The organism is Streptomyces jumonjinensis, assembly GCF_009600885.1.
Classification (GTDB): Bacteria; Actinomycetota; Actinomycetes; order Streptomycetales; family Streptomycetaceae; genus Streptomyces; species Streptomyces jumonjinensis.
This window is the reverse complement of record NZ_VCLA01000201.1, coordinates 1-26,211: the sequence shown is the minus strand read 5'-3', so window position 1 is coordinate 26,211 and position 26,211 is coordinate 1. Positions and strand designations below refer to the sequence as shown.

19 protein-coding genes and 2 pseudogenes are annotated in these 26,211 nt (G+C 72.7%); 9 read left to right on the top strand and 12 right to left on the bottom strand.

Features of this window, described 5'->3' with window-relative positions:
* Window positions 1-15: 15 nt before the first annotated feature.
* A complete protein-coding gene (locus FF041_RS35635; protein ID WP_153526653.1) occupies window positions 16-636 on the top strand; it encodes a CE1759 family FMN reductase in 621 nt (206 codons plus the stop codon).
* Window positions 637-817: 181 nt separating this feature from the next.
* Here FF041_RS35635 and FF041_RS35630 read toward each other — a convergent pair whose 3' ends face one another.
* Together FF041_RS35630 and FF041_RS35625 are read right to left on the bottom strand one after the other, a co-directional pair.
* Entirely contained in the window at window positions 818-2,014 is a 1,197-nt protein-coding gene (locus FF041_RS35630) for a M20 family metallopeptidase (RefSeq protein WP_153526651.1), read from the bottom strand.
* A gap of 50 nt (window positions 2,015-2,064) precedes the next feature.
* A pseudogene (locus tag FF041_RS35625) lies at window positions 2,065-3,618 on the bottom strand (AbgT family transporter).
* Window positions 3,619-3,733: 115 nt separating this feature from the next.
* On the opposite strand from FF041_RS35625, the gene FF041_RS35620 reads away from it, so the two are divergent.
* Window positions 3,734-4,765 carry an Lrp/AsnC family transcriptional regulator gene (locus FF041_RS35620; protein ID WP_153526649.1) on the top strand — a complete coding sequence of 344 codons (1,032 nt, stop codon included), beginning with the start codon at window positions 3,734-3,736 and terminating at the stop codon, window positions 4,763-4,765.
* 92 nt (window positions 4,766-4,857) lie between these two features.
* Window positions 4,858-5,052 carry a hypothetical protein gene (locus FF041_RS35615; RefSeq protein ID WP_153526647.1) on the top strand — a complete coding sequence of 65 codons (195 nt, stop codon included), beginning with the start codon at window positions 4,858-4,860 and terminating at the stop codon, window positions 5,050-5,052.
* Between the two features lie 48 nt (window positions 5,053-5,100).
* On the opposite strand, the gene FF041_RS35610 is transcribed toward FF041_RS35615, so the two are convergent.
* The 10 genes from FF041_RS35610 to FF041_RS35565 form a co-directional block, all read right to left on the bottom strand.
* Entirely contained in the window at window positions 5,101-5,910 is an 810-nt protein-coding gene (locus FF041_RS35610) for a DUF6182 family protein (RefSeq protein WP_153526645.1), read from the bottom strand.
* Window positions 5,907-7,049, bottom strand: a complete 1,143-nt coding sequence (locus FF041_RS35605) for a hypothetical protein (protein ID WP_153526643.1) — start codon at window positions 7,047-7,049, stop codon at window positions 5,907-5,909. The genes FF041_RS35610 and FF041_RS35605 overlap by 4 nt, the downstream gene beginning before the upstream one ends.
* 82 nt (window positions 7,050-7,131) lie before the next feature.
* On the bottom strand, window positions 7,132-7,989 hold the full coding sequence (locus FF041_RS35600; RefSeq protein WP_153526641.1) for a class I SAM-dependent methyltransferase: 858 nt from the start codon (window positions 7,987-7,989) through the stop codon (window positions 7,132-7,134).
* A gap of 450 nt (window positions 7,990-8,439) precedes the next feature.
* The gene (locus FF041_RS35595; protein WP_153526639.1) at window positions 8,440-10,182 is read right to left on the bottom strand and encodes a GH3 auxin-responsive promoter family protein; all 1,743 of its coding nucleotides are present in this window, start codon (window positions 10,180-10,182) and stop codon (window positions 8,440-8,442) included.
* On the bottom strand, window positions 10,179-10,883 hold the full coding sequence (locus FF041_RS35590) for a nucleoside/nucleotide kinase family protein (protein WP_228388882.1): 705 nt from the start codon (window positions 10,881-10,883) through the stop codon (window positions 10,179-10,181). Before FF041_RS35590 ends, FF041_RS35595 begins: the two co-directional genes overlap by 4 nt.
* 504 nt (window positions 10,884-11,387) lie before the next feature.
* Window positions 11,388-12,014 carry an eCIS core domain-containing protein gene (locus FF041_RS35585; RefSeq protein ID WP_407698228.1) on the bottom strand — a complete coding sequence of 209 codons (627 nt, stop codon included), beginning with the start codon at window positions 12,012-12,014 and terminating at the stop codon, window positions 11,388-11,390.
* Window positions 12,015-12,347: 333 nt separating this feature from the next.
* Window positions 12,348-14,609, bottom strand: a complete 2,262-nt coding sequence (locus FF041_RS35580) for an ATP-binding protein (RefSeq protein ID WP_228388881.1) — start codon at window positions 14,607-14,609, stop codon at window positions 12,348-12,350.
* Complete coding sequence (locus FF041_RS35575) at window positions 14,606-15,406, bottom strand: DUF4255 domain-containing protein (RefSeq protein ID WP_323393663.1); 801 nt, start codon at window positions 15,404-15,406, stop codon at window positions 14,606-14,608. The genes FF041_RS35580 and FF041_RS35575 overlap by 4 nt, the downstream gene beginning before the upstream one ends.
* A complete protein-coding gene (locus FF041_RS35570) occupies window positions 15,403-18,630 on the bottom strand; it encodes a hypothetical protein (protein ID WP_323393662.1) in 3,228 nt (1,075 codons plus the stop codon). Before FF041_RS35570 ends, FF041_RS35575 begins: the two co-directional genes overlap by 4 nt.
* Window positions 18,631-18,779: 149 nt before the next feature.
* Window positions 18,780-19,505 carry a helix-turn-helix transcriptional regulator gene (locus FF041_RS35565; protein WP_153526637.1) on the bottom strand — a complete coding sequence of 242 codons (726 nt, stop codon included), beginning with the start codon at window positions 19,503-19,505 and terminating at the stop codon, window positions 18,780-18,782.
* 202 nt (window positions 19,506-19,707) lie between these two features.
* On the opposite strand from FF041_RS35565, the gene FF041_RS35560 reads away from it, so the two are divergent.
* The 6 genes and pseudogenes from FF041_RS35560 to FF041_RS39815 form a co-directional block, all read left to right on the top strand.
* Complete coding sequence (locus FF041_RS35560; protein WP_323393661.1) at window positions 19,708-21,084, top strand: COG1470 family protein; 1,377 nt, start codon at window positions 19,708-19,710, stop codon at window positions 21,082-21,084.
* Between the two features lie 620 nt (window positions 21,085-21,704).
* On the top strand, window positions 21,705-23,240 hold the full coding sequence (locus FF041_RS35555; RefSeq protein WP_153526635.1) for a phage tail sheath family protein: 1,536 nt from the start codon (window positions 21,705-21,707) through the stop codon (window positions 23,238-23,240).
* 38 nt (window positions 23,241-23,278) lie between these two features.
* On the top strand, window positions 23,279-23,719 hold the full coding sequence (locus FF041_RS35550) for a phage tail protein (RefSeq protein ID WP_153485378.1): 441 nt from the start codon (window positions 23,279-23,281) through the stop codon (window positions 23,717-23,719).
* The gene (locus FF041_RS35545) at window positions 23,716-24,210 is read left to right on the top strand and encodes a hypothetical protein (protein ID WP_153485377.1); all 495 of its coding nucleotides are present in this window, start codon (window positions 23,716-23,718) and stop codon (window positions 24,208-24,210) included. The genes FF041_RS35550 and FF041_RS35545 overlap by 4 nt, the downstream gene beginning before the upstream one ends.
* On the top strand, window positions 24,207-24,365 hold the full coding sequence (locus tag FF041_RS35540; protein ID WP_228387052.1) for a DUF6760 family protein: 159 nt from the start codon (window positions 24,207-24,209) through the stop codon (window positions 24,363-24,365). The genes FF041_RS35545 and FF041_RS35540 overlap by 4 nt, the downstream gene beginning before the upstream one ends.
* Before the next feature lie 1,564 nt (window positions 24,366-25,929).
* Window positions 25,930-26,211 (top strand): annotated as a pseudogene (locus FF041_RS39815) (hypothetical protein); the annotation flags it as partial.

Sequence of the window (26,211 nt, the reverse complement as noted above, 5' to 3'; positions counted from 1 at the left end):
GAGGAGCGCGATGAGATGGCCACCAAGATAGTGATCATCACCGCCGGACTGCGCGAACCGTCCTCGACGCGCCTGCTGGCCGACCGGCTCGGGACATCGGTGCGCACAGAACTCACCCTCGCCGGCAGCACGGTCGAGTCCTCGTTCGTCGAACTGCGCCCGCTGGGACACGCGATCATCGACGCGATGCTGAGCGGTTTCCCTACGGCGCCCCTGGAGGAGGCGTTCGGCACGGTTGCCGAGGCCGACGGCGTCATCGCGGTCACCCCTGCTTTCAACGCCTCCTTCAGCGGGTTGTTCAAAGCGTTCTTCGACGTACTGCCGGAAGACACCCTCTCGGACATGCCCGTGCTCATCGGGGCGTCCGGCGGCACCGAACGGCACTCCCTCGTTCTCGAACACGCTCTGCGGCCGATGTTCTCCTACCTGCACGCCATCGTGTCGCCCCGAGGCGTCTACGCCGCCACCGACGACTTCGGCTCCCACGAGAGCGGCGCGGCTCTGGCCGACCGCATCAGCCGCGCGGCAGCCGACTACGCCCGCCTCGTCCAAGGCTGCGGCCCCCGTCAGCCGCACGACGCCTTCGCCGAAGACGTCGCCGCCATGGAGCGACTTCTCCAGCGCGACTCGTCGTGAACGCCGAACAGGATCGGTTCGGGCGGGGTGGGTCCCTCGGGGCATCCCACCTGGTCGCCGCGTGTGACCGCCCTTCCGCGATGGCCGCGATGGCCACCAGCGGGAGCGGAGCCCGGCTGCGGGGGAGGGCCGAGGAACCACGGATACGCGGTCCACGGCCGGCGCGCTGCCGTGTCGTGTGTCAGGACGCCGTGGCCGAGCCTCGCAGCGGTGCTGCCAGTCGTCCCAGCAGGCCCGCGACCAGGGCGGTCTGGGCCGGTACGGTGTCGGGGTAGATGAACTCGCCCTGAGCGTGGGCGCCGTCGCCGACCGCGCCCATGCCGCACAGTACGGGCAGACCGAGGGCGGCGACGAAGTTGGCGTCGCTGGCGCCGCCGACGGCGGCGTCGGGCAGGCCGGGGCGGCCCTGCTCGCGGGCGACCTCGCGGGCGAGGTCGAGCAGGGGGGCGGAGGCGGCGCCGAGGGTCATCGGCGGCCGGTTCCAGGCGTGGTCGATCTCGATGCGGACGCGGGGGTCACTGACCCTGATGGCGTCCATTTCTCTGTCGACACGGACCTGTTCGGCCTCGCTGCTGATCCGGATGTCGATGCTGGCGGTGGCCTGACCGGCGACGACGTTGGTGGCGGAGCCGCCCGTGATGAGCCCGGTGTTGATCGTGGTGCCCTGGTCGGGGGCGGCGACAGCGGCGGCGGCGATCACGAACTCGGAGAGCGCGGTGATCGCGCTCGCCCCGTCCTGAGGCGCGAGCCCGGCGTGCGCCTCGACGCCGATGGCCGTGACCTGGAAGATCCCGGAACCCTTGCGGGCGGTCTTGACCGCGCCGTGGGCGGTCGGCTCCAGCACCAGCGTGGCATCGACCTGCTGCGCGACCTCCTCGATCACCGGCCGTGAGGACAGGGAGCCGATCTCCTCATCGCCGTTGAAGAGGAAGGTGACCGTGGGCAGGGGAGCGCCGCTCTCCCGGGCCAGCTTCAGGGCCCAAATGCCCTGGATCAGACCCGCCTTCATATCGAAGACACCCGGCCCGCTGAGCTTGACCCGGCCGTCGTCGGGCGTCGTCGGCTGCTCCCATCCTGCGAGGGCGCCGGCCGGCCATACGGTGTCGTAGTGGCCGATGAGCGCGACGTGCCCGGCGCCGGCGCCGGTGTAGGTCAGCGTGAGGGTGTCGCCGCACTCGCCGCCGGGATGACGCTGTTCGCGGTCGGGCCGGCCGAGCCGGTGGACGGTCAGCTCGCGCAGAAGGTCCAGGCCCCCTGCGAGACCGGGCAGATCGTAGCTGTTGGTCTCGTGGCGGACGAGCCGCAGGATGTCGGCGACGATCTCCGATGACACCTCTTGGGCGCGGGCGGTGAGGACGGCTGCGGGCGATGCGGTCATGATCTGCTTTCTCGTACGAGGTCAGGGGAGGCTTCCGGCGGAAGGGCGGGTCAGCTGACGCCGAAGGGGATGCCGAGCAGGTACCAGGCCACGAAGAACGCCATCCAGGCGACCCAGACGACGGCGGCGATCGGGATGGTGAAGGAGGCCAGGGTGCCGATCCCGGCGGACTTGCGGTACTGCTGGATGAAGCCCAGGGCCATCACGAAGTACGGACTCATCGGGGTGACGCAATTGGTGACGGAGTCGGCGACGCGGTAGACGGCCTGGGTGGTCTCGGGCTAGATGCCGATGAGCATCAGCATGGGCACGAGCACCGGCGCGGCCAGCGCCCAGAGCGCGGAGCCGCTGGTGATGACGAGGTTCATGATCGTGATCAGTACGGCGATGCCGACCAGCACGGTCCAGCCCTGCATGTCCAGGGCGCGCAGCGTCTCGGCGCCCTTGACGGCGAGGATGTCGCCGATGTTGGTCCACTTGAAGTAGGCGAGGAACTGGGAGATCGCGAAGAACAGGACGAGGATCGGCGCCATCGACCGGGTGCCGTCGACCATCGCCGCGATGATGTCGCGGGCGGCCGAGAAGCTGCCGGTCATCCGCCCGTAGACCGTACCGAGCACGGCGAAGAACAGGCCCAGGACGAGCGCCATCCCGCCGATCACCGGGGAGTTGACGATGCCGCCGCCCTCGCCGCGCAGCGGTGACGACGCGGGGGTCATGGCCGCCACCAGGAACGCGAGGAAGCCGATGGCGACCAGCCCGGTCACGCGCAGCGCGCGGCTCTGCTCCGCGGTGACCTCGATCGCCTCCAGCTCCGTGGCGTTCGGCTCGGCCGTCGGCTCGTCGGGCTCAAGGTCCGAGCGCCGGGCGATGACCTTGTCGACGACGAGGGTGATCACCAGGGCCACCAGGACCGACGAGCCGATTCCGAAGAAGTAGTTGCCCACCGGGGTGACGACGTAATCCGCGTCGATGGTCTGGGCGGCGGCGGTGGAGATGCCCGAGAGCAGGACGTCGGTGGTGGTGAGGGACGGGGATGCGTTGTACCCGGCGGAGATCGAGACATAGGCCACGATGCAGCCGAGGACCGGGCTTCGGCCCGCCGCACGGAAGATCAGCGCGCCGATCGGGACGAGGGTGAAGTAGGCGGCGTCGCCCGCGACATGGCTGACCATCGCTGTCAGCGACAGGGCGAAGGTGAGGTACTTGCCCGGCACCCGCGCGACCATGCGGCGCAGCAGGGCGGAGAAGAGTCCGCTCTTCTCGGCGACGACGATGCCGAACATCACGGTGAGGATGGTGGCCAGCGGCGGGAAGGCCGCGAAGTTGTCGACGGCCCCCTCGATGGCCATGGTGAGACCGCCCTGGCTGAGCAGGTTCTCCACCGTGATGGTCTCGTTCGTGCCGGGGTGCACGGCGCTCACGTCGGCCGCCGCCAGCACGGCGCTGAGGACGGCGACGACCCCCGCCAGCATCCAGAACAGCCAGAACGGGTGGGGGAGTCGGTTGCCGACCCTCTCGATCGCCGCGAAACCCCGGAACGCGGTGCGCAGCACTCTCGATTGCGGCTCGGCCGGCGGAGGCTGGACGGAGGTGGTGCTCATCGGTACCTCTTCGGGGACGTGAAGGATGTTCCTGCGAACAATGACACTTAGGTGAGAGATTCTCTAGCCTTTGGAGGTAACGGTGGGATTAACCGGCAGGCTAAGGTAGGACGCCATGACCCGCCCTCTCCTCGACGAGCTCGACCGGCGCCTCATCGGCGCGCTGCATCTGGCACCCCGGGGCACCTGGGACGACATCGGCGGGATCCTGGCCGCCGATGCCAGCACGCTCAAACGCCGTTACGACCGGCTGCGCGAGGCGCGGATGGTCCGCGTGATCGGGCAGGCCGACTGGGGCATGCACTCCACGGCGATGCCGGTTCACGTCTTCCTGGACATCACCGGGGAGACTCCGCTGGCCGTCCTCCAGCGGCTCCGTGACCTGCCGCACCTCCAACTGCTGGCGCAGATCTCCGGCGACTACCCTCTCTACGTCGTGGTCCACGCCCCTTCCGAGGCGGCTACCAGCAAGGCGATCGACCGGATGTTCTCCGTCCCGGGTGTACGCCGTGTCAACGCCCTGCCCGCCCTCAGCACCCTGCGCCGGGGCATCACCTGGGACCCTCAGTTCCTCACCGGCACCGAACGCGACGATCTGCTGAAGCTCACCGGCGCCCGGCCCGGGGGCACCGCCACCGCGACCGCGACACCTCCCGCCAAACCACTCAGCGAGGCCGAACGCACCGTCGTCGCCGAGCTGATCCAGGACAGTCGCGCATCCGCCGCGAGCATCGCCCGGACCACCGGCCTGGCCACTTCCACCGCACACCGCGTCGTCCGCCGGGTCCTCGACGAGGGATGGGTCAGACCGCGCCTGGAGATCGTGTCGGAGTGGCTCGGCTTCCAGACCCCCTTCATGCTCCGCCTGCGCGTGGCCCCGGGCGAGACCCCCGACGTCATGCGCCGCATCGACCAGCTCCCCCAGACCCGGCTCGTCGCCCATGTCGCCAGCGACATGTCCGTCCTCGCCACCGGCCTGGTCGCCGACCGCTCCGCCCTGGCGCTCTTCATCGACAGCGAGCTGGCCGAGATCCCCGGCATCCTCGCGGTCAGCGTCGACGTCATGCTCGTCGAACCGCGCCGCTACTGGGTCGACCGGGACCTGTCCTCCGGCCTCGGCGCGTTCCATGCGCCGACGCTGCTGTAAGCCCTGATGGCACCGGCCGGCGACAGAGACCACGAAGCCCCCGGAAGGGCTCGGATGACTGGGGCGTCGCTGTCATCGAGCGGGACGAGTGCGTGTCCACCGAGTACGCGATGACGTTCAACGCATGGATGCTCGCGTATCTCCAGGGCGAGGAAACGGCCATCCATTCGCGGAATTTCGCGCCCGACGGCCCCTTCTTCCGGGCGCTTCCGCAGCCTCCGTGGACGGCGCGCACCCTCATGGAAGCGACGGGCCGCCGGGAAGACCCGGCGGCCCGTCGCCCATGACGGTGCCTCGTCGGCACTTTGGAATCCGTGTTCCGGCCGTTACTGCCATCAGCCCGGGAGGCCGGAGCTGTCCTCGGTCGCTTCGGTCAGGCCGGCGTAGGCTCGCAGCTCGCCGGGGCGGTGCGGGTCGGTGTCCACGCGCAGGGCGGCGAGCGGCACGGACAGGCCCGTGAGACGGGGGACCGAGCGCAGGGTCAGCCGGTCGCCCGGTCTCACCGTCCCGTCCATGGCGGACTCCACGAGCAGGTGGTTCACCTGAACGAGGGCGTCGGCCACGGTGACCCGCGCCGTGGCGATGTACAGATCCCGGGCGACGGGTTGGCGGGTTCCGGCCCCGTGCGGTTCGCCCTCCATGCGTCCCGTGGCCCCGGGCGGCGGCCCAGCCCCGGGCACGGTGACGGTGACCGGAGCCCACGCGGCCAGTTCCCGGCCGCCGCTGAAGGTCTTGAGCAGCCGCCGCAGGCTCTCCGTGTCCGCCTCAGGGGCGGGACCGGACCAGGCGATCGAGCCGTCCTCGGCGACATGGTCAAAGGTGAATCGTTTCCGCAGACTGTCCGGCCGGCCCGCCAGATAGACGGTACGGGTGAAGGCGTGCCGCCATGCTCCGGCCCGTTCGGCGGGTACGGCGAGGGCGAACCGGCAGGTGTCGACCACCCATCGGGGCAGGTCGAAGTCGCCGACGACGGCGACGACGACCGTCCGGTCGCCGTGCTCGGCCGCCTCCCGGTCCGCGAGGACGGCCTGTGCCCCGCGCAGGCCCTCAAGGCTGGTCAGGTCCAGGTCCGCCGCGAGGTCGGGGCGGGTGGTCCGCAGCCGGCCGGCGGCGACGGAGAGCAGGAACGTGGGGCTGAGCGTCATAGGAACACCTCGGAGAGCAGTGGGCGCGAGGGGGTCCGGCCCCGTTTGAGCAGGGAGGAGGTGAGCCGGTACGGATCGATGTGGAGATGGTCGCGCCGGTGCGGCTCCAGGAGGCGGGTCAGCTGCGAAGGCGTCCGCCGTACCGCCGGCTCGTCGGGCTGGTTCCCGGCCCGTTCCAGCAGTTGCCCGGCCCGCGCGATGCTGCGGCGCAGCAGCTCGTGTCGGAAGGACTCCCGCTGTCCTGGGCCGAGGCCGGCGATGAAGTACAGCCGCACGCCGAGCCGGAGCGCCTCGGGGGAGCAGTGGTCGCCCAGCGTCCGCAGCAGGGCGTCGACGGTGTGGCCGTGCCAGCCCCCGTGCCGGGCCGAGGTGATCCGCCCCTCGATCGGCACCCGGCCGATGGGGACGCGGCGCACGGTGGGGCCCCGCTGGGCGAGCACCCGTTCCAGCAGCTGGTAGTCGGGGTCGAGCTCCCGGTCGTACAGCACCACGATCTCGTCGTACCGGGGTGCCAGGGGGAGCAGTTCGCGCAGGGCGCAGGCGAGATAGTTGGGGCGGCCCTCGGCGGTGATGATCTGCCTCAGCGGCAGCCCGAACCGGGTCGCGTCGAGATAGACCGGGCCGCCCAGCCTCCGCTGGTCCAGGCCGAGACCGGCCGCGACCAGGTCGGACACCATCTCCTCCAGGCCGTAGCCGGGGGGCTGGTGGGTCAGCAGCCCCGGATCGTACAGCCCCAGCCTCTCGTAGTGTCCGGCCCACAGCCGCAGTACGAGCGCGCTGGCCGGGTGGACGAAGCCGGTCCGCTCCACGGCGTCGGCGTAGGGCCGCATGTCCCCGGCGGTGGCGGTCGCGCCCTCGCCGCGGTAGGCCACGTACAACTCGCCGATCTCCGTCTCCGACAGACCGGAGTAGTCGATGTCGCCGTGGGTGCGGTCGAGGAACTCCCAGAAGCCCAGGGTCTGTTCGGTCGGATGGTACGTCGTATGGCTGTAGCGGTAGGTCACCTCGGCGAGCGGCGCCGTGGCCCGGTACATCACATCGGCCCAGAGCAGGCCCTTGAGATGGCTGGGGGTCAGCGGCTTCGACGGGGTGACGGTGACCGGCGCCAGCAGGACCCGGGGCCGTGCTGGGCCGGTCATGTTCCCATCACGGGTGCTCCACCGGCGGTGGGCCCCGCGGCGTCCGGACGGGGAAGCCGGGCCGGGCCGGCGGCGGGCGCGGTCATCGGCGGTGTCCGTGGACGAAGAAGACCCGGCGGACGCCCTCGACGGAGCGGTCCGGCACCGGGTCCGGCCAGCGGCCGAAGTCCGCGCCGGGCTCACCGGGCTGGACGGCCTCCACAGCGAAGCCGCACCGCTCGAACAGGGCCTCGGGCTCGTCGCTGCCGAACTGCCAGGGACAGCCCCAGCCGGCGAAGACCTCCAGCAGCTCGCGCATGCTGGGCAGGGTCAGGGCCGCCGAGTTGACCAGGTCGGCGGCGATCCGGCTGCCGGGCGCGGCGATGGCGGCCACCCGCTCCAGCAGACGGCGGGCGTCCCCCTCCGGCAGGTAGTAGAGCAGCCCTTCGAGCAGCCAGGTGGACGGCAGCTCCGGGTCGTAGCCCGCGTCGGTCAGCCGCGTCTCCCAGTCGGCGTCGGTGAGATCGACGGCGACGGTGCGGTGGGCGACCCGGGGGGTGACGCCGTGCAGCCGTTCGGCCTTGAACTCCACCACATCCGTGCGGTCGATCTCGAAGAAGCGGATGTGGCCGGGCCACTCCATGCGGTAGGCGCGGGAGTCCATGCCGGCGGGGGCGATCACGATCTGGGTCATCCCCGGCTCGCGGGCGGCGTCGTGGAGGAAGTCGTCGAAGAACCGGGTGCGGATGGCGTTGAAGTCGGGGGTGTCGGGGACGGTGCGCCGCCGGCCGGCCGGGAAGGTGGCGGCCCGTACCTCGGCGAGCAGTTCAGGGCCCGCGTCGCCGGCCAGCCGTGCGGCGTAGGGGTCCGTGTAGATGCGGTCCTCGCGCCGGGTCTCGGCGGCCCGCAGGGCGGCGGTGAGCAGAGCGGTCCGCTCCACCGGGCAGCTCAGGTCGATCATGTCGGTCTCCTCGGGTCGGATGGGGGTGGGGTGGGGGCGCCGCGTGCGCTGCGGGCTTCGGGGACGGGGGTGTCGGGGTGACGGGGTGTCGGCGGGGGCTCCCGGGGCGGCCCCGGAAGCCCCGGTGGCCGATGTCGGGGCGGTCCGGTTGCGGTCGGGCGGCCTCGGCAGGGTCGGTCTCCCCTGGCCGTACGGCGGGTTCGAGGGTGCACCGGTCCGGGACGCCCGATGACGGAAGCGGTCGGGCGGACGGCCGGTCCGGGACCCGTCGGCCGCGTGGTCCCGGACGGGTTCCGGGCAGGTCGTACGGGGTGGATCGCACCCGTGCTCCTGTGCACCCATGCGGCCGTGCACGGCGGCTGTACGGGTTGTACGGGCACGCCCGCCCGTACCGCCCGTACAAACCCGTACCGCGAGCCCCAGGAGGCCCGGACCGGGGGAGTCGGGGCGTCAGCCGGACCCGTCGGTCAGCCGCTTCCACAACGCATCATCCTGCCGGAACAGCCGGTCCTTCACCTGCGTGGGGCGGATCCCGCTCCCCACGGCCGTGTGCCAGTCCCGGAAGAACGCCTCCGGGTCCAGCAGCCGGACCGCCGGCGCGGACAGCGCCCCCCGCGCCCGCACCCCGCGGTATTCCGCGGACTCCCGCTCCAGCGCCCGGTCCAGCAGCGCCGCGAAGCGCTCGGTCTCCTCCGGCCGCCAGGCGTTCCGCGGGGCGATCGCGAAGACATAGCGCGGCGCCTCACGCCCGCCGGGGGCCTGTTCGGTCCGGCAGGCGACGTTGACCAGGCTGAGACCGGTGGCCGTCAGCGCGGCGCGCAGCGCGCGGATCACCTGCGACTCGCGCAGCCGCTCCCCGGCGGCGTCGGACCGGCCCGCGCGGCCCGCGTACTCGACGCGGGGCACCCCGCCCGGCATGTCCAGGACGCGGACGACATCGCCGACGGCGTACCGGTACAGCCCGCCGACATGGCTGAAGATCACGTGATACTCGCGCCCTGCCTCCAGCTCGTGCGGCAGCAGGGTCGCGGAGTCGGGCGCGAGATCGGCCTCCGCGTCGGCGAACTCGTACGCCGAGGCCGTGACGACGAGGCTGCCCGCCGAGCCGTGCCGGTCCAGCGGTACCCCCACCGGCCCCTCCGAGGCCGCGACCGGCGCGGGCAGCGCCGTCACGCCGGACCCGAACTGCTCGCGCAGCGCGGGCAGATAGAGCGAGGCGACGCCCGTGGTCCAGCCGAAGAGCGCCCGCACGCGGGGCCACACATACGCGGGCGAGACCGTGCCGAAGTACGCGGCGAGCCGTTCCAGTTCGGCCGCGCGGGCCGGGTCGGGGGCGCCGTACGGGACGCCGCCGAGGGTGCCGTCGCGCACCTCCCGGACGATCCGCTCCCACCAGAGGGCGAGCTGGTAGGGGACGGCCGCGATCATCGCCGGGTTGATGCCGATGAGGCAGCGGATGTCGCTCTGCACGGCGAGCCGCAGCCGCAGATACATCTTCTCCAGGTGGTCGTCGGGGGCGACGCCCACGGGGAGGGCGCCCCAGGGGGCGGCGGTGCCCGGTTCGGCCGAGAGCGGCTCGCCGAACTTCGCGCCGAAGTCGACCTGGCTGGCCCCGACATGGGGGCGGCCGTCGGCTGTGGTGGGCGGCTGGGCGATCGGGTCGTGCTTGAGGTTGAGGACGGCGTCGGGACGGTGCGCGATGTCGGGGAAGTTCTCCACGAGGGGCGCCCAGGCCGCGTAGTAGAAGGGGAAGAAAGTGGTGCGCATGAACCGCGGGGTGACCGGGACCTTCTTCCGGTCGCCGGTGCTGCCGCTGCTGGTGAAGTAGACCACGGGCCGGTCGGCGGAGAGGAGGTTCGGCTCCCCGGCCGCCGTCCGCTCGATCAGCGGCGCGTGGGCGGCGTAGTCCTGTACGGGGAGGGCCCGGCGGAAGTCGTCGATGTCGCGGATCCGCGCGAAGCCGTGCTCCCGGCCGAATGCGGTATCCGCGTTGAAGGAGAGCAGATCGGTGAGGACGTCGTGCTGGTGGGCGCGCATGCTCCCGAGGGCGACGGCAAGCCGGTCACGCTCGGCGCAGACCCGCCGTCGGTAGCGGTCGGCGTGGCCGGGGGAGCCCCAGCCGCCGGCGGCACCGGTGCCGGTGCTCCCGGTGCCGGTGGGATCGGCGCTGGTGGGATCGGTGTCAGCGGTCATGCTGCGAGCACCTCCGTCACGGCGTCGGCGGTCCGGTTCACACAGCTCTGCTCGCCGATGACGGTCACCGGCAGTTCCCGTACCTCTTCCAGCATCAGTTCGCGCAGGCTCTTCTGGTAGCTCTCGAACCCCGGCCACTCGGGGCGCTCGCCGAAGTACTCCAGCGGATTGAGCCGGGCCCCGTTCCCCGAGCGCCGCCACGCCGAGGCGGGCGAGACATCGAGATAGAGCACCGCGCGGGGCTGCGGGAAGGAACGCCACCAGGCGTACATGGGGTTCGTCGGTATTCCGGCCAGCCGGCATTTCGCGAGAATCTTGTAGTAGTACGAGTCCATCAGCAGCGGCAGTTCGCCGGGCTGGCGCTCCAACTGGTCCCGGAGGTGGACCACGGCGGTCTGGAGGAGGCAGGCGAGGAAGTCGGCGGAGTAGTGGGTGCCGAGGCCCGGCAGGACGTCCTGGACCACATCGCGCCGCAGTCTGCTGATGAGAGGGTGCCCGGAGTGGGCGAAGTCGTCGTCCGTGGAGAGCATGCGCCAGCCGGGCAGCCGGTTCCCGACTTCCGTCAGGACCGAGGACTTCCCCGCGCCGTCCGGGCCGAGCAGGACATAGAACGGTCGGTCGGAGGCCGCCGGCATCCCCCTCCGCCGTGCCGGGGAGACACGGTCCCGGGGTCTGGCCAACGGGGTCAAGAGGTCGGTCATAAGTGCCTCCGTAGGGAATCGACCGTATGCACTCGGGCCATGGGGCTCCGTCGCGGGAGTGGCCGCCAGGACCGGCGAGCGCTAAACGTAGGAGACGATCATTTTCTTTGTCGAGGAATGACAACGGGATTGAGTAGATTCAGTCAAGTGCCGGGTTTTCCGACCGCCGGGCGGGCGTCTTCTGACGGGCGGTGAGCATCGGGGCCCGGCGGAATCCGGCCCCTTGGACCGGTGCGGCGGCATGCGGCCGTACGAGGGCGGCAGGGGCCGGGGTGCGGTGTGCCGGGAACTCGTGGAGCGGTGTGCTCCGTTCCGGCCGTGCTGTTGGTACGTGCTGTTGGTACGTGCTGTTGGTACGTGCTGTTGGTACGCGCTGGGCCGGGAGCGTGGGCCGTCGCCCGTGGTCGCCGGTGCTGAGCACTCCCGAGCAGCCGGAACCCGGGCCTGTATGGGCTCGCGGGGTCGCCCCTTACGGGCCGACGCCGGCTCGGCGTCGGCCCGGCGTCAGATCGTCCGGGAGCCGGAGCGGGCGTCCGCGCTCGCGCTCTGCGGCCGAGCGGCCATGGCTCGCCTCGCGTTGGCCTCCGCCTCGCGTTCGAAGCGGTCCGACGGATCCGAGAGCTTGAGGCCGTCGCCGTGGTCAGTGCCGGCCACGGGCCCCTCGCGCTGCTGGATGACATGGGTGAGCTCATGGGCCAGGGTGTGCGGGTCGGCCCCGCCCGGACCGATCACGACATGGTTGCCCGAGGTGTAGGCGCGGGCCCCCACCTCCACGGCGGAGGCACGGGCCGCGCTGTCGTCGTGGACGCGGACATCGGAGAAGTCGGAGCCGAGGCGGGTCTCCATCTCGGCACGGACGCCGTCGTCCAGCGGCCGGCCCGGCGAGCGGAGCACCGTGTGGGCCGTGGCGCGCTGTACGGGCTGCCGGTGCTCCGGTCCGGCCGCGCTGTGCCCGGCCTCCTCTTCGACCATGCGCGCCACGGCGGTGTTGCCGAGGGCACGCTGGAGCTCCATCAGCCGTGCGGGCGTCAGCGGGCCGGGGCCGGGCCGGGACGCCGACCCGGCACGTCCGGCCGCCCGCGCCGAAGGTCCTGGGCGCACCGCCTTCGCCGGCCGTTCATGTGCGTACACCGCTGCCGGCCCCTTCCGCCGCGACCGGGGCGACGACGGTCGGACCGGACGCCGCTCACCCCGCGGGCTCACCCGTACGAGCCTAGCGGCGCACCCGGTGGAAGGAAGAGCCGTGCGGGCAGCGGGAGTTGCCCCGTAAGGCAGCGCCCCCAGCCCTCCGGGACGCACACATCCGCCCCGGACCCGCAGCACCGGCCTGGAGGGGGGCGCCTGGGAGCAGCGCGGCCAGGGCACGCGAGCCCGGTCGGGAGCAGCGCGGCCAGGGCACGCGAGCCCGGTCGGGAACAGTATCGTCAAGGCACGCGAGCCCCGGCGCGATCCATCGGACACGGCCTACCCCTCGCCGCGCCCCCGCGCACGCTCCAGCCACGGGCCGAACTCGCTCTCCAGGACCAGCCGGCCGAGTTTGCGGTACTCCTGGAGCACGGCCGAGACGATCTGCTCCATACCGAGCGGCGTCCCCGATTCCGCCACCAGATAGGCGGCGGTCACCGCGCAGGCGCGGATCGATCCTCCCGCCAGCTCGAAGCGTCCCGCGCAGAATTCCAGATCGAGCTCCGCGTCACGGGGTATCGCCTCCCCGAGGCAGCGTTCCCACAGGGCCAGCCGCTGCCCGGCGTCCGGCATGGGGAACTCCGCGATCACATCGAGACGGCGGGTGAAAGCCTCGTCGAGATGGGCCCGCAGATTGGTGGTGAGCACCGCGATCCCGTCGAAGGACTCCATCCGCTGGAGCAGATAGGCCGACTCCACATTGGCGTGGCGGTCGTGCGCGTCCTTGACCTCCGAGCGCTTCCCGAAGATCGCGTCCGCCTCGTCGAACAGCAGGATGCCGTTGACATCGGATGCCTCGACGAAGATCCTTTCGAGATTCTTCTCGGTCTCGCCGATGTACTTGTCCACCACGGACGACAGATCCACCACATAGAGCTCCATGCCGAGCTCCGCCGCCACCACCTCGGCGGACATGGTCTTGCCGGTGCCGGACTCACCGGCGAACAAGGCGATGACCCCCCGCCCCCGGCCGCCGCCCGGCCGCATCCGCCACTGCCCGAGCACCTGGTCGCGGTGGCGTGCGCGCAGGGCGAGCTCGGACAGCTGGCGACGGGTCGCGGAAGGAAGCACCAGATCGTCCCAGCCGACCGCGGGCTCGATGCGGCGGGCGAGCCGTTCGAGCCCCGCGCCGTTCTGCGCCCGTACCGCCGTGCGCAGGTCCCGCACGTCCACCGGACGCTCCGCCAGGACGGCCAGCCGGGAGGCGACGGCGGCGGCCTTGCGCAGCTGCTCCGAGTCGAGCCGGTAGGAGGCGGTGGCCTCGATGAGTCCGTCGTCGTCCGGCGGGGGACCGGCGGGCAGCCCGGCGGACGCGCCGGCCTCGGCGAGCGCCCGGCGCCACCGCCGCGCCGTGTCCGCGGGGCCGGGGGGCGGGACGCGGACCGGAACCGGGCTCTCCCCGGTCCACAGGGGGTCCCAGTTCTTCTTCCCGTACACGATCAGGGGAGCGCCGCTGACCGCCGCGCAGAGGCCCCGGAGCAGCCGGGCCCCCTCGGGCCGCTCCGGGGCGAGCGCCTCGACCGGCCCGAGGACGATCCCGCCGCGGCTCAGCCGGGCCTCGGCCGCCAGCGCCCGTACGAGCTCCGCCGGTCCGGGAGCGGCGGCGAGCGCCGGGGCGTCGACCACCAGCGGACGGCGCCCGGCGGCGAGCAGCGCCTCGACCGCCAGCCCGCCGGGGTCGCCGCCCCGGTCGAGCAGATACACCAGTCCGCTGCCCGTGCCCAGCGCCGCCGCGACCCGCCGGGCCTCCGGTCCCGTGCCGGGCTCCGCCCCGGGCCAGGCCGCCCGGACGAGGCCGTGCAGCCTCCCGTCGGTCTCGTCGTCGCCGAGCAGATGCGCGGTGATCCGGTCCGGCGCCCGCAGCACCCGCGAGAGCAGCGGACGGTCGGCTTCCAGGATCTCCAGCAGCCCGCCCGCGACGAGCGGGGCGGACGGCGAGAACCGGAAGCGGCCGGAGCTCGCGGCGGGCAGTCCGCAGAGTTCGAGTGCCAGGCCGATGGCGGGTCTGCGCCGGGTGAGATCGTCGTTGAGGTAGCCGTAGAGCCGCTCGAACCGGATGTCGACATCGGGGGCCAGCGCGATCAGCAGCAGCTCGACATCGAGCGGCGCCAGGCCGAAGTCCTCGGCGAGCCGCCCGATCCGGCTCCCGGGCGGGGAGTGCGGCGCGGGCCCGGAGCCGTACGCCGGTACGGGCGCGAACGCGTCGCGGGACGCGACGATCCGCTCCACCGCCTCGGGGGTGAGGTACTGCCCCCGGTACGGATCGTCCGGTTCCGGGTCGACGGCGTGCCGGGCCGCCACGGCGTGTCTGACCCGCTGCTCGACATGGGCGAGCCGCTGCCAGAGGTCCTCGACGCCCGCCGCTTGGGGGCCGGACGGCTCACGTACGGCCTCCGGGTCGGACGGTTCACGTACGGCCTCCGGGTCGGACGGCTCACGTACGGCCTCCGGGTCGGACGGTTCACGGATAGCCTCCGGGTCGGACGGTTCACGAACGGCCGACGGTTCATGGACGGCGCGGGCATCCGGTGTCATGGTCATCGAGCCGTGCCCCCGCCCCCGCGCCTGCGCCGGCCGGGCGGCGACCGCCGTTCACGTTCCGGTGCGAAGCCATGCCCGCCGAGGTCGGACGCGCTGGGGTCGGATACCCCGGAATCGGATGCCCCGGGGTCTGACGCTCCGGGATCGGACGCTCCGAGGTCGGACGCCTCGGGATCGGACGCCCCGTGGTAGCGCAGCCGTCGCCCCGGTGCTGCCCCGTCGCCGCCCGGTGCGGGCGCGGCCCGCACCACCAGCCCTTCGGTGACCGGCGGGCCCACGGGAGTTCGCTCACCGGCCAGCGGCGCCCATACGCGCAGGTCGATCCCGGCCTTGAGCTCACCGCCGAGCGCGGACCACAGATCCGAGGCGGACGGCCCGTCGGCGCTCCGGCCCGCCGCCTCGATCTCCACCGTCAGCCCGAGCTCGGCGAGGCTGCCCGTGCGCATACGGACGGGCAGCACGTCGGACCGTACGAGGCAGCGCAACACCTCGGAGAGCAGCCGGTGCTCGTCCTGCGGGCGGTTGGTCCAGGCGGTGACCAGATAGGTCAGCTCGAACCAGCGCGGCTGGGTCCGCCGGCCGATGACGATTCCCCGGTCGTCGTACTCCTCGGCCGTGCCGGTACGGCGGCGGTCGGTGTCCTCACGGATGCCGTGGAGGAAGACGCTGATCGTGGGGGCGTTGCGCCGGGCGGCCCAGTCCTTCGTCGGCGCGTCGAAGACCAGCTCGACGCCGCTCTCCTGGAGGCCGGCCTCGACCATCAGCAGCCGTAGCCCCTCGTCCACTTCGTGGATCACCGGCGCCCCGTCTCGTCCGGCGGGACGATGGTGCCGCCGACCACCAGGAAGGGTGTGGTGACCGGGGTGAACCCCGGTCCCTCGGCGGTGATCGTGCGCGGCCCCGTCTGGTCTTTCACCAGGATCAGCAGCTGCGCGATGAACGTACGGTCGCCGCGTGGGACGGCGGCCGGCGCGGTCGCCGTGATCCCGGGCTTCCAGGTGAGCTTCACCGGCGCTCCGGGCGGGAAGTCCCTGCCCCGTACGGAGGTGACGAACCCCGGTTCGCCGACGGCGGGCACCGCGACGATACGGGGCTGGAGGATGCGCAGCGGGATTCGGGAGACGTTGTCGCCGGCGTCGGCGTCGGTACCGGTCGTGGTCAGCCTCGCGGTGACGGAGGTCCTCAGCGCCCGGTCCGGCGACAGTACGACGCGGACGACCGTGGAGGCCCCCGGCGCCAGGTCGGACAGCGCGCACACCCCGGCGGCGCAGCCCGCCGGGAGCGAACCCGCGGGGATCCGCGAGGGCAGTCCGAGCCTCAGCCGCAGACCGGTGGCGAGCGCGTTCTCGCCGTTGCGCACGGTGTACGTCACCACCACCCGGCCGCCGACGAAGCCGGGGCTGGGCTGCGCCCGCACCGTGACGGCGGGCCCCGCCTCGGGTTCGGGCGGCTCAGGCGACGTGGACTCCGAAGGCGAGGGAGAAGGCGGACGTGACGTGGACTCCGAAGGCGTGGGCTCCGAAGGGGAAGGCGAAGGCGTAGACGTAGGCGACGGAGTAGGCGAAGGCGACGGCGTGGGGGGCGTGTCCTGGACCGGGAGGATCGTCCCGGCGGCGTTGTCCGTGGGGTTCGGATCGAGTACGGCTCCGGCGACCGACCAGCCGATCCGCTGGTCCCCCGTCGTCACTCCGGTCAGCCGGGCCGTGATCTGCGCACCGGCCCCGGGCCGGAGTACGCCCAGGGCGCACTGGGGTGACCCGGCGGCGCAGCTCCCGGCCGTGGTGGTGAGCTCCTCCAAGTGCACTCCGGCCGGGGCGTCGACGGTGAACGTGGTGCCGGGCGAGGGCGCGGGGCCCTGGTTGGTGACGGTGACCGTCACCGACACGGAGGAGCCGACCTCCACCGTGGGTCCGGTCGGCGGCGCGGTCAGCGACAGATCGACCGACTGCTGGAAGGCGGGCTCCTTCTGCCGTCCGGGGAGTCCGTCGCCCAGCGGCGTCAGCTCGCCGGAGGCGAGGTCGAGCACGGACAGCTGCTCCGGGGAGTTCGGCGCGACCGCTCTGCGCGAGCTCAGCACCAGTTGTTCCGCGTCCGGCGACCAGGCCGCGTCGCGGGGCTGGAAGGGGCCGGTCTGCGAGGTGTCGGGAATGGCCTTGCGGCAGGCGTCGGGGTCGTCCCGCTGGACGGACGGCAGCACGACCCGGCAGTCGCCGCCGGTCAGCGAGGTCACCACGATTCCGGCGCGCTCGTTGACCACGCCGCCGCCGTCCTTGCGGTTCATGGCGAGCGTGCCGCCGTCGGGGGAGAAGGCGGGGCTGTCGTCGATCACCCCGCAGCCATCGGGGCAGACGGTGACGCTGAGGTTCCGCTGCTGGTCGAGCGCGTTCACCGGCACGGTCCAGACGTGTTTGAAGCCGCCGGCGCCGTCGATCACCTGATTGCGGGTGAAGGCGAGGGTGGTGCCGTCCGACGACCAGGTCGGCTGCGCGTCGCCGCCCGTCTGCTCCCCGTCCGGCGGGACGATCTCGCCGATGACCGCCCCGGTGGCGACCTCCGCGATGACGATGCGGCTCGGCCCCGCGGCCCCGCCGACCCCGCCGGGCGAGGTCCTGGTGAACGCCAGCTTGGTGCCGTCCGGTGAGAAGGTGGGGTCGGTGTCCCAGTCGCGGGGGCCGCGTCCGGCGAGCGGCATCGGCGCCGCGTTCGAGCCGTCGGCGTCGGTCAGCCAGATGCGCTCGACGCGCCCGGCGTCCAAGTCCTCGAAGCGGGTCACGACGACACGTCTGCCGTCCGGCGTGTAGTTCTGCCGCTCGGTCCACGGGTCGTAGCCCTCGGCCGGGTTGAACAGCGGATCGACGGCGGGGTCGGTGTTCGTATAGGCGGCCGGGTCCTCGCGCAGCAGGGTGAGTCCGAGGTCGCGGGGGTCCGAGCCGTCCGCTCTGACGTCCTGGAGCGTCACCACGTTCGCCGCCGAGGCGCTCGTCCGCGCCACGACGACGGCCCCGGAGCCCATGGAGCCGAGCCAGACGGGCGACTCGACCGCGCGGTCCTCGCCGAGCACCTGCTGCGGTGCGGCGCCGGCGAAGGCGGTCGCCCGGTGGACGTGGTCGCAGTCGCAGTCCGGATCGGGGCTGAGGAAGACCAGGTCGTTCCCGTCCGGCAGCCAGCCGGCCGAGCGGGTGGCCCAGCCGGCCTGGTCCCCGGCCAGCAGGGGACGGTCGGTTCCGAGGCCCTCGGTCACCCGGAGCCGGGGTCCGGTCCCGTCGTCCGTTTCGAGGGTGTACGCGACGAGCGCGCGGTGGGAGTCGTCGTCCACCGGGTTCCACGCCGGCTCGGTGGCGTCGCCGGGCGGGCCGTCGCTGATCCGGGTCGCCTGGCCGCCGGACACGGCCCGCTCGTATATCTGCCGGCCCAGCACGGGGCCGCCGTCGCCGGAGTACGCGATCCGGGAGCCGTCCGGGGAGTAGGTCGGGGAGGTCTCGTCGTCGGCGGTCTCCGTCAGCCGTCGCAGGCCGGAGCCGTCGACCCCGACCGTCCACAGATCGCGCTGGGCCGCGTCGCCCGGTCCTGGTCCCGGGTCCGGCTCCGCGGAGTCGAACACCACGGTCTCCCCGTCCGGGGAGAGTTCGGGGTGTGCGGCGTCCCGGCCGGTGGTGAGCTTGCGCACCGCCCCGTCCGCGTCGCGTACGTACACCTGCGGTCGCGCGGAGTCGCGCCGGCTGGTGAAGACCAGCGTCTCGCCGCGTGCGGAGGGATCCTGGTCGTAGTGGGCCGGTCCGGGGCCGAACAGCGGGTCGCTGGTCTGCGGGTCGGCGACCCGGCCGAGGCTGCGGTGTTCGGTGCCGGCGAAGCCGATGCGTCCGGCCTCCGCCAGGGTGTCGTCCGCCGCCGCTGCGGCGAGCCCCGGCGTGCCCTGCGGGGCGGACGCGGGGCCCACCGCCAGCAGCGGCGCCAACAGCACCACGGCGCCCGTCAGTCGGCCCAGCCGGGTGTGGATCGACGGGCCAGCGGTGCCGGTCACGGCCCACCTCACAGTCAGATCGACGACTCTCCACCACAAGCATCGTGCTCGCTCGGAGCAGAGAACAGGCCCGGAGCACCCGGAGCGGGGGAAGGAGCCGCTGCCCTTTGCGGCGGTCCCTCCCCCCGGAGCGTTGGAGCGGCAGGGCGTCAGATGAGCCCGTGCCGCATGGCGTACCCGACGGCATGGGCCCGGTTGCGCAGTTCGAGCCGTGTCGACACCTCGTGCAGCACGTTCTTGACGGTCCGTTCGGAGTACGAGGTCCGCTCGGCGATCTCCGCGGTGTCGAAGCCCTCCGACACCAGCCTGATCATCTCCGCCTCCCGCGCCGTGAGGGTGGAGAGCGAGAGCCCCCGGGGGTCGAGGACCGTGCGCTGGAGGCTGCTGACATGGTCGAGGAGCTTTCCGAGCAGATCGCCCGGGAGCACGCCCTCACCGTTCGCCATCGCCGTCACCAGGTGGACGAGACGGTCCGGGTCGGCCTCCCCGCGCCGCAGCACGGCGGCGACGCCGCATTCGATCATCGTCTGGAGCGCGCCCGATTCGAAGAGACCGACGACGAGCCCGGTGCGGGTCGCGGTGTTGCGCTGGAGGCGGTGCAGCAGCCGGACGGTGGGCTCGTCCATCATGTCCACGACCACTAACGAGACTTGGGCCCGGTCGGCCTCGGACTCCGCGAGCAGTTCTATCTCGGGCCGCGTACGCAGCTGGTGGACCGTGCCGGTCTGCAGGATCAGGTCCTCCGCGTACACCGCTACGGAGACTCTCCCGCCGGAAGTCCTCTGGTCGCCGCCCTCGGCGGAGCGATCCGATACGGCGGGCCCGCGGTACCGGCCGCGCTCCGCCGTCCTGTTGTTCATGTCCGTCGTCGTCATCGTTCCGTGCCCGTCTTTCTCAGGTGCTTCCGCGTGGTATGTCTGTCGACGCTCTCGACCGCACCGGCCTCAGGCAGGGGGCCCGGGCCCGGGGAGGGAGCGCGGGGACGCCGTGCCGGTGTGCCGCCGGGGCACCACCCCTGCCCGCTCGTTGCCCTCGCGTCTCTGCTGCCGGTCGGCGGGGGCGGCTTAACGTCGCATCGTGACTGCATCTGCCGAACTCGACAGGCCCACGGTGACGGTGTCGCCCGGCGCCGAAGCGACGATGACCCTCACCGTGCGCAATGACGGCGACATCGTCGAGGCGTACACGCTCGAAGTGGTCGGCGACTGCGCCGCGTGGAGCACCGTCGAGCCGGCGCGGGTGTCCCTCTATCCGGGCACCTCCGAGGCCGTGACCGTGACGCTCGCGCCGCCCCGGTCCCACGAGGTCCGGGCGGGCGAGACGCCCCTGGGCGTCCGGGTGCTGCCCGCGGAGCACCCCGAGTCGGTGGTGGTCCCCGAGGCGACGGTGGTCATCGAGCCCTTTCACGAGCTCCGGGCGGAGCTGGACCCGGGCCGGCGCCGCGGCTGGCTGGGCGCCCGTTTCCGGACCGCGGTACAGAACAAGGGGAACACCGCGGTCGACGTCGCCCTCACCGGCACACAGGCCGGGGAGGAACTGCGGCTGACCTTCACTCCGGGCCGATGGCGGCTGGAGCCGGGCGAGTCCGCCGAGGCGCGACTGCGGGTACGGGCCCAGCGGCCGATCTGGTTCGGCGAGCCGGTCGCCTGGCCGTTCGAGGTCGAGGCCGCGGAGAGCGCCGCGGAGAGCGCCGAGGGAGACGCCGGAGGAGAGCCGCCCGGCCGGGCCGAGGCGCTGCCGGGCGAGTTCGCGCAACTGCCGTTGCTGCCGAGGTGGCTGCTGATCGTCCTGGCCGCGCTGCTCGCGCTGCTGCTCGTGTGGTTCGCGCTGGTCCGGCCCGCGGTGCGGAGCACCGCGAAGCAGGCGGCGACCCAGGCCGCGCAGGAGGAGACGGCCCGCGCCCGGCAGCAGGACGGGGCGACGCCGGGCGGCACGGACGCCCCGTCCGGCGGGCAGGGCCAGAACCAGGGCCAGAGCCAAGGACAGGGGACCGCTCCGGGGGAGTCGGCCCCGCCTGGAGGCTCCGCTCCGGGCGGTGAGACGGGCGGTGCTCCGGGCGGTTCCAGCACGGGCACGGGCACGGGCGCCGGGGAAGCCGAGCAGAGCTCGGCGACGATCGATGTGCAGACCGGGACCGGGGACGAGAAGGAGGGAACGTACCGGGTCCCGGAGGGGAAGGTGTTCCGCGTCACGGACATCGTGGTGGCGAACTTCCAGGGCGACGAAGGGGTGCTGACCATCTCCTTCGGAGAGCGGAAGATCACCACCATCGCTCTGGAGACCTTTCGCAATCAGGACTACCACTGGGTCACCCCCATCCAGATTCCGGCGAACGCCACGGTCACCGCCGCCGTGACCTGCGCGAAACCTGGCACTCCAGCGACCGGGACGCAGGCTTCCGAATGCCACCAGGTGCTCAACGTCAGCGGCGTACTGAGCGATGTCGCACCGTAGAGACAGCCGCAGAGACGACTGCGGAGACGACCGAAGAGACAACAGCGCCGGGCCTCCCGCCTCCCTCCAGGGGGCCTCCCCCCTAGGGGGGATGAGAACAGCAGAAAACCCGGCCGGGGGAAACCCGTCTTGCCGATCGTTGGCGGATTCCTTCTCTTATCAACATTAAAGGTCTATACCTTTAAATTCCCCGTCACTCCGGACGGCGGGGTGGAGGGTGTACGGTCGCGGGCCCGGGTGGGCGGCCAAGGGTCCGTTTCAGCCACTGAGACCTCCCCTGACGGCTCGTAATACGCGGTAAATTCTGGCTGATTCTCGATGTCTTGGCATTTATTGCCCAACCGTCGCGGGCGCGACGTGCGATGTCCGGGATTCCCGGGGCAGGGGAGACGCGCGCACGGGCATCGGCCGGAGCCGGACATAAGCAGGTCCGGGCACAGGTCCACGCGCCGGTCCGGGTGCCGGTCCACGCGCCGGTCCGCGAGGGCAGGAATCGCCGTCACGCGGGTGCCCGGAAAGGCAGTGACCTTGCCCCGGGTCCAGGACCTTGCGGCCTACTGCCCGCCACGGCCGCCGGGCAAGACTGAGCGCCGAACGGATGACCACCCGAAGGAGCGAGCATGCCGTCGTACCTCACCCCCGGTGTATACGTGGAAGAGGTGCAGTCCGGAGCGCGGCCCATCGAGGGAGTCGGCACCGCGGTCGCGGCCTTCGTCGGCTTCGCGGAGACCGGCCCCTTCCACCAGCCGACGCTGGTGACCAACTGGGATCAGTACGTCCAGACCTTCGGCGCCTTCACCGCCGACACCTATCTGACGGCCGCGGTCTACGGCTACTTCGCCAACGGCGGCGGCGCGGCCTACATCGTGCGCATCGGCGGCCCCGCGCAGGACTCGGACTCGGCGCGGGGAGCCGAGCCCGAAGCGGTCCCGCCCGTCGCCATCGGAGGGTTCCTCGTCTCCGCACGGCCCGGCGCCGGGGGAGACCTCTCCGTGGAGGTCGCCGACGCCGAGGGCGACAACCCTCCGGAGGACCGCTTCCGGCTGCTGGTGCGGCGGGCCGGCAAGACGGTGGAGACCTACGACGTCTCCAGCCGCAAGAACGTCAAGGGCTATCTGGTCACCCAGACCCGCGAGTCCAAGCTCATCGAGGTCACCGAGCAGCCCGGGGCGGCCCAGAGCCGCCCCGAGAAGCAGACCCTCTCCCTCGCGCCCCCCGCCGCCGGCCCCGGGGCCGGCGTGGCACGGATCGACCCGTCCGAGTACGTCGGCGACGCCTCGGCCCGCACCGGGTTCGCGGGCCTCGAAGCGATCGACGAGGTCACCATGGTCGCCGTACCGGACCTGATGAGCGCCTACCAGCGCGGGGACATCGACGCCGAGGGCGTCAAGACCGTCCAGCTGGCGGTGATCTCGCACTGCGAGCAGATGGGCGACCGGGTCGCCGTCCTGGACGCCCCGCCCGGCATGAACGCCCAGCGCGTCCGCGCCTGGCGCAACGACGACGCCGGATTCGACTCGCGCTACGCCACCGTGTACTACCCGTGGCTCAAGGTCTTCGACCCGGCGACCGGCCGCAACACCCTGGTGCCGCCGAGCGGCCATGTCGCCGGCGTCTGGGCGCGCAGCGACAGCGAGCGCGGTGTGCACAAGGCCCCCGCCAACGAGGTCATCCGCGGCGCGGTGGATCTGGAGATCCGCCTCAGCAAGGGCGAACAGGACCTGCTCAACCCGATCGGCGTCAACTGCGTACGCGCCTTCCCCGGGCGCGGCATCCGGATCTGGGGCGCGCGCACGCTCTCCTCCGACCCGGCCTGGCGCTATCTCAACGTACGCCGTCTCTTCAACTATCTGGAGGAGTCGATCCTCCTGGGCACCCAATGGGTGGTGTTCGAGCCGAACGACGACCGCCTGTGGTCGAGCATCCGGCGCAACGTCATCGCCTTTCTCACCGAGGAGTGGCGCCGGGGCGCTCTCTTCGGCCGCACGGCCGAAGAGGCGTTCTACGTCAAGTGCGACCGCGACAACAATCCGCCGGAGTCGATCGACCTCGGCCAGGTCGTGTGCGAGATCGGCGTGGCGCCGGTGAAGCCCGCGGAGTTCGTGGTCTTCCGCCTCGCACAGTTCTCCGACAGCACCAGCCTCGTCAACGAGTGACCCGGCAGGGTCCGCGAACGAATAGGTGACACAGAGTCATGGCAGAGGGCGACGCTCTTTCCACCCACGTCTTCGGCGTGCAGCTCGGCGGCTATCTCGTCGAGTCGATCCAAGAGGTCAGCGGCATGACCGTCGAGGAGGAAGTCGTCGAGGTCCGTCAGGTGACCGCCGAGGGCAAGCAGATCATCCGCAAGCAGCCCGGCGCACGCCAGGCGGGCGAGGTGACGATCACCCGCGGACTCGACCAGAGCAGCGAGTTCACCAACTGGATCAAGGAGACGCTCAACAACGGGGCCGTCGACACCGCGCGCCAGAACCTGACCATCGAGATCAAGGACTCGACGGGCGCGACGGTCCGGCGCATCCAGCTGATGCAGGGGTGGGCCAGTAAATGGGAGGGCCCCTCGCTGAAGGCCGGCGAGTCCAGCGCCGCCACCGAGACGGTGACCATCACCTTCGAGGAGATCGTCGTCGAATGAGGCGCAGGACCGTTACGTCCGGCGGGCTCGACGACCTCCGGGACGATCTCGCGCCCGCCCCGCCCGCCGCACGCGCGGAGACTCCCGCGCCGCCCGGGGCCCGGGAGCGGGACGGGCAGGAGCTGCGTACGGAGTTCGCGTTCGAGCTCCCGCGCGGCTACGTCGACGACGACGGCCGGGTGCACCGGCACGGCTCGATGCGGCTCGCGACGGCACGGGACGAGCTCCGCCCGCAGATCGATCTGCGGGTGAAGGAGAACCCGGCGTATCTGAGCGTGGTGCTGCTGAGCCAGGTGATCACCCGGCTCGGTGAGGTCACCGATGTGCACGCCGGGGTCGTCGAGCGGATGTACGCCACGGATGTGGCGTTTCTCCAGGACTTCTACCGCCGGATCAACAGCGAGGGCCATACGCACGCCGCGGTGACCTGTCCGCTGTGCCATGGATCGTTCGAGGTGGATCTCTCGGGTGGGCGCCTGGGGGAATCGTGACGTACGCGCTTCCCCGGCTGCGGGAGGAGATCGCGTACATCGCCTACCACTTCCACTGGCAGCGCGAGGACATCCTCGACCTCACCCACGGCGAGCGTCAGCAGTGGGTGCGGGAGATTGCGCGGATCAACACCCGCGTCAACGAAGGCGGGTGATCGAGTGGGATTCGCGGACTGGTTCCGCCGAGGGGACCGGCTGCGGGCCGGGGCACCCTCCCAGGACGTGGCCGGGGATGGGGACGGGGGCGTGGCCGGAGCCGGGGCGGACGCCGGGCGCGGTCCGGCGCCGGAAGCCGGGCGGAGCGGCGGCCGGGACGGCGGCTGGCACGACGACTGGGACGGCGGCTGGCGGCGGGTCGCGCCGCCGGCGCCGATCGTCGCCCGGTCCTCGATCGGGGTGAGCGACGGACTGCGGTTCAGGTCCGGCCTCGCCGCGTGGCAGAACCCCTCGTTCGGGGGCGAACTCGGCCATGCCGTACTGCCGTCCGCACCGGTGGGCCTCATCCACGGCGTCGCCCGTCCGGGCGGCCCGCGTTCCGTTTCCTCCGGTGGACCGCTGCTGCTGCGCGCCGCCTGGACCGGTGCGGACGGGGAAGCGGAGCCCGGGGCGGACCCGGCGGGTCATACGACTCATGCGACTCATACGACCGGCGGGAAGCCGGTCCCCGCGATCGGCCGGCGGCCGAGCGGGGCGCCTGGGCGGCGGCCTCGGCCGCCGACCGGTCGCGATGCCGTTCCACCGGCCACGGCGGGGGCGGATCCGGCGAAGGACACGACGGCTGCCGAGAGTCCGGACCCGGCCGCCACGCCCGCGCCGTGGCGTCCCGTGGACACCGGACCGGCTTCGTCGTCGGTTTCAGCTCCGGCCTCGGCTTCGGCTTCGGTCCAGCGGGCCCGGCCCGCCGCCGTACGTCCGAGGCGGAGCGCCCCGCCCCTGACCGTGGCCCGGCGTCCGGCGATGAAGCTGCGGCACATCGCCGGGATTCCGCCATCCGCACCATCCGCACCCTCCGAACCGGCCGCTTCCGGCACCACGACCACCGTGCGGCCGACCGCGCCCGACCGGCCGGGCGGCGGCCCCGGCGGGTCGACTCCGGCCGACCCGCCGGACGTTGCACCGCCGCCGCACCGCGCCGCTGACGGTCCCGCCCCCACGACGGTGCGCCCCGCCCTGGGCAGACCTCTGCGCGAGCTGCCCGCCGGGGCCGTGCCCTCCGGCCCGGCGGCGCAGGGCATGGCCGTGCCCTCCGGCCCGGCAGAGCGAGGGGAAGCGGGCATGCCCGTGCTGGGGCGGCAGACGCCGGACTCGGCGGCCACGGCATTCCCGCCGGAGCCGGCGAAGCCCTCGGCGCGTCAGCAACCGTCTCCGCAGGCCCGGTCTCCCCTGCCGATCCAGTCGTCACCGGCTCCCGCGCCTGCCCCGTCACCGGCCCCCGCTCCTGCCCCTGCCCCGGGAAGGGCATCGGCGCCCACGCCGGAACGGTCGCACCCCACGGGTGGGCCGGAGCCGTCGAGCCACCCCCGCCCCCCTCGGTCCCCGCAACCGGCGGACGGGTCCGGCTCACGGGCGCGTACCCGCGGCGGGATCGGCGCCGCCCTCCCCTCGCTGCCGCCGACCGCCCGGCTCCGCGACGACGCTCCGCTGCTCGGTGACCGTGGTCGGGTCCTGCCGGGGACCACGGGCCCCCGGCAGGACCCGGCGTCGGCCGGTGCGCCCGCCGTGCCCCCGCCCTCCACACCGGCCGAGCCGGCACCGGCGACGACGCCCCTGAACGCGCCGTCCGAACTGCCGGTGCGCTCCTTCACGGCCCCCGCTCCTTCCGCCGCGTCCGCGCCGGAGCCCAGGGCCGTCCAGCGCGCGGTGGACCCCGCGCGGGCTCGTACGGGCACGACCGGCACCGCCCCCTCCCCTCCCGCCACGCCGGTGCGCGTCCGGAGGATCGCCCCGGCGAGGGAGGGCCGGGGCTCCGCCCTAGCCGCCGGTACGGGAGGGCCGCCGCCC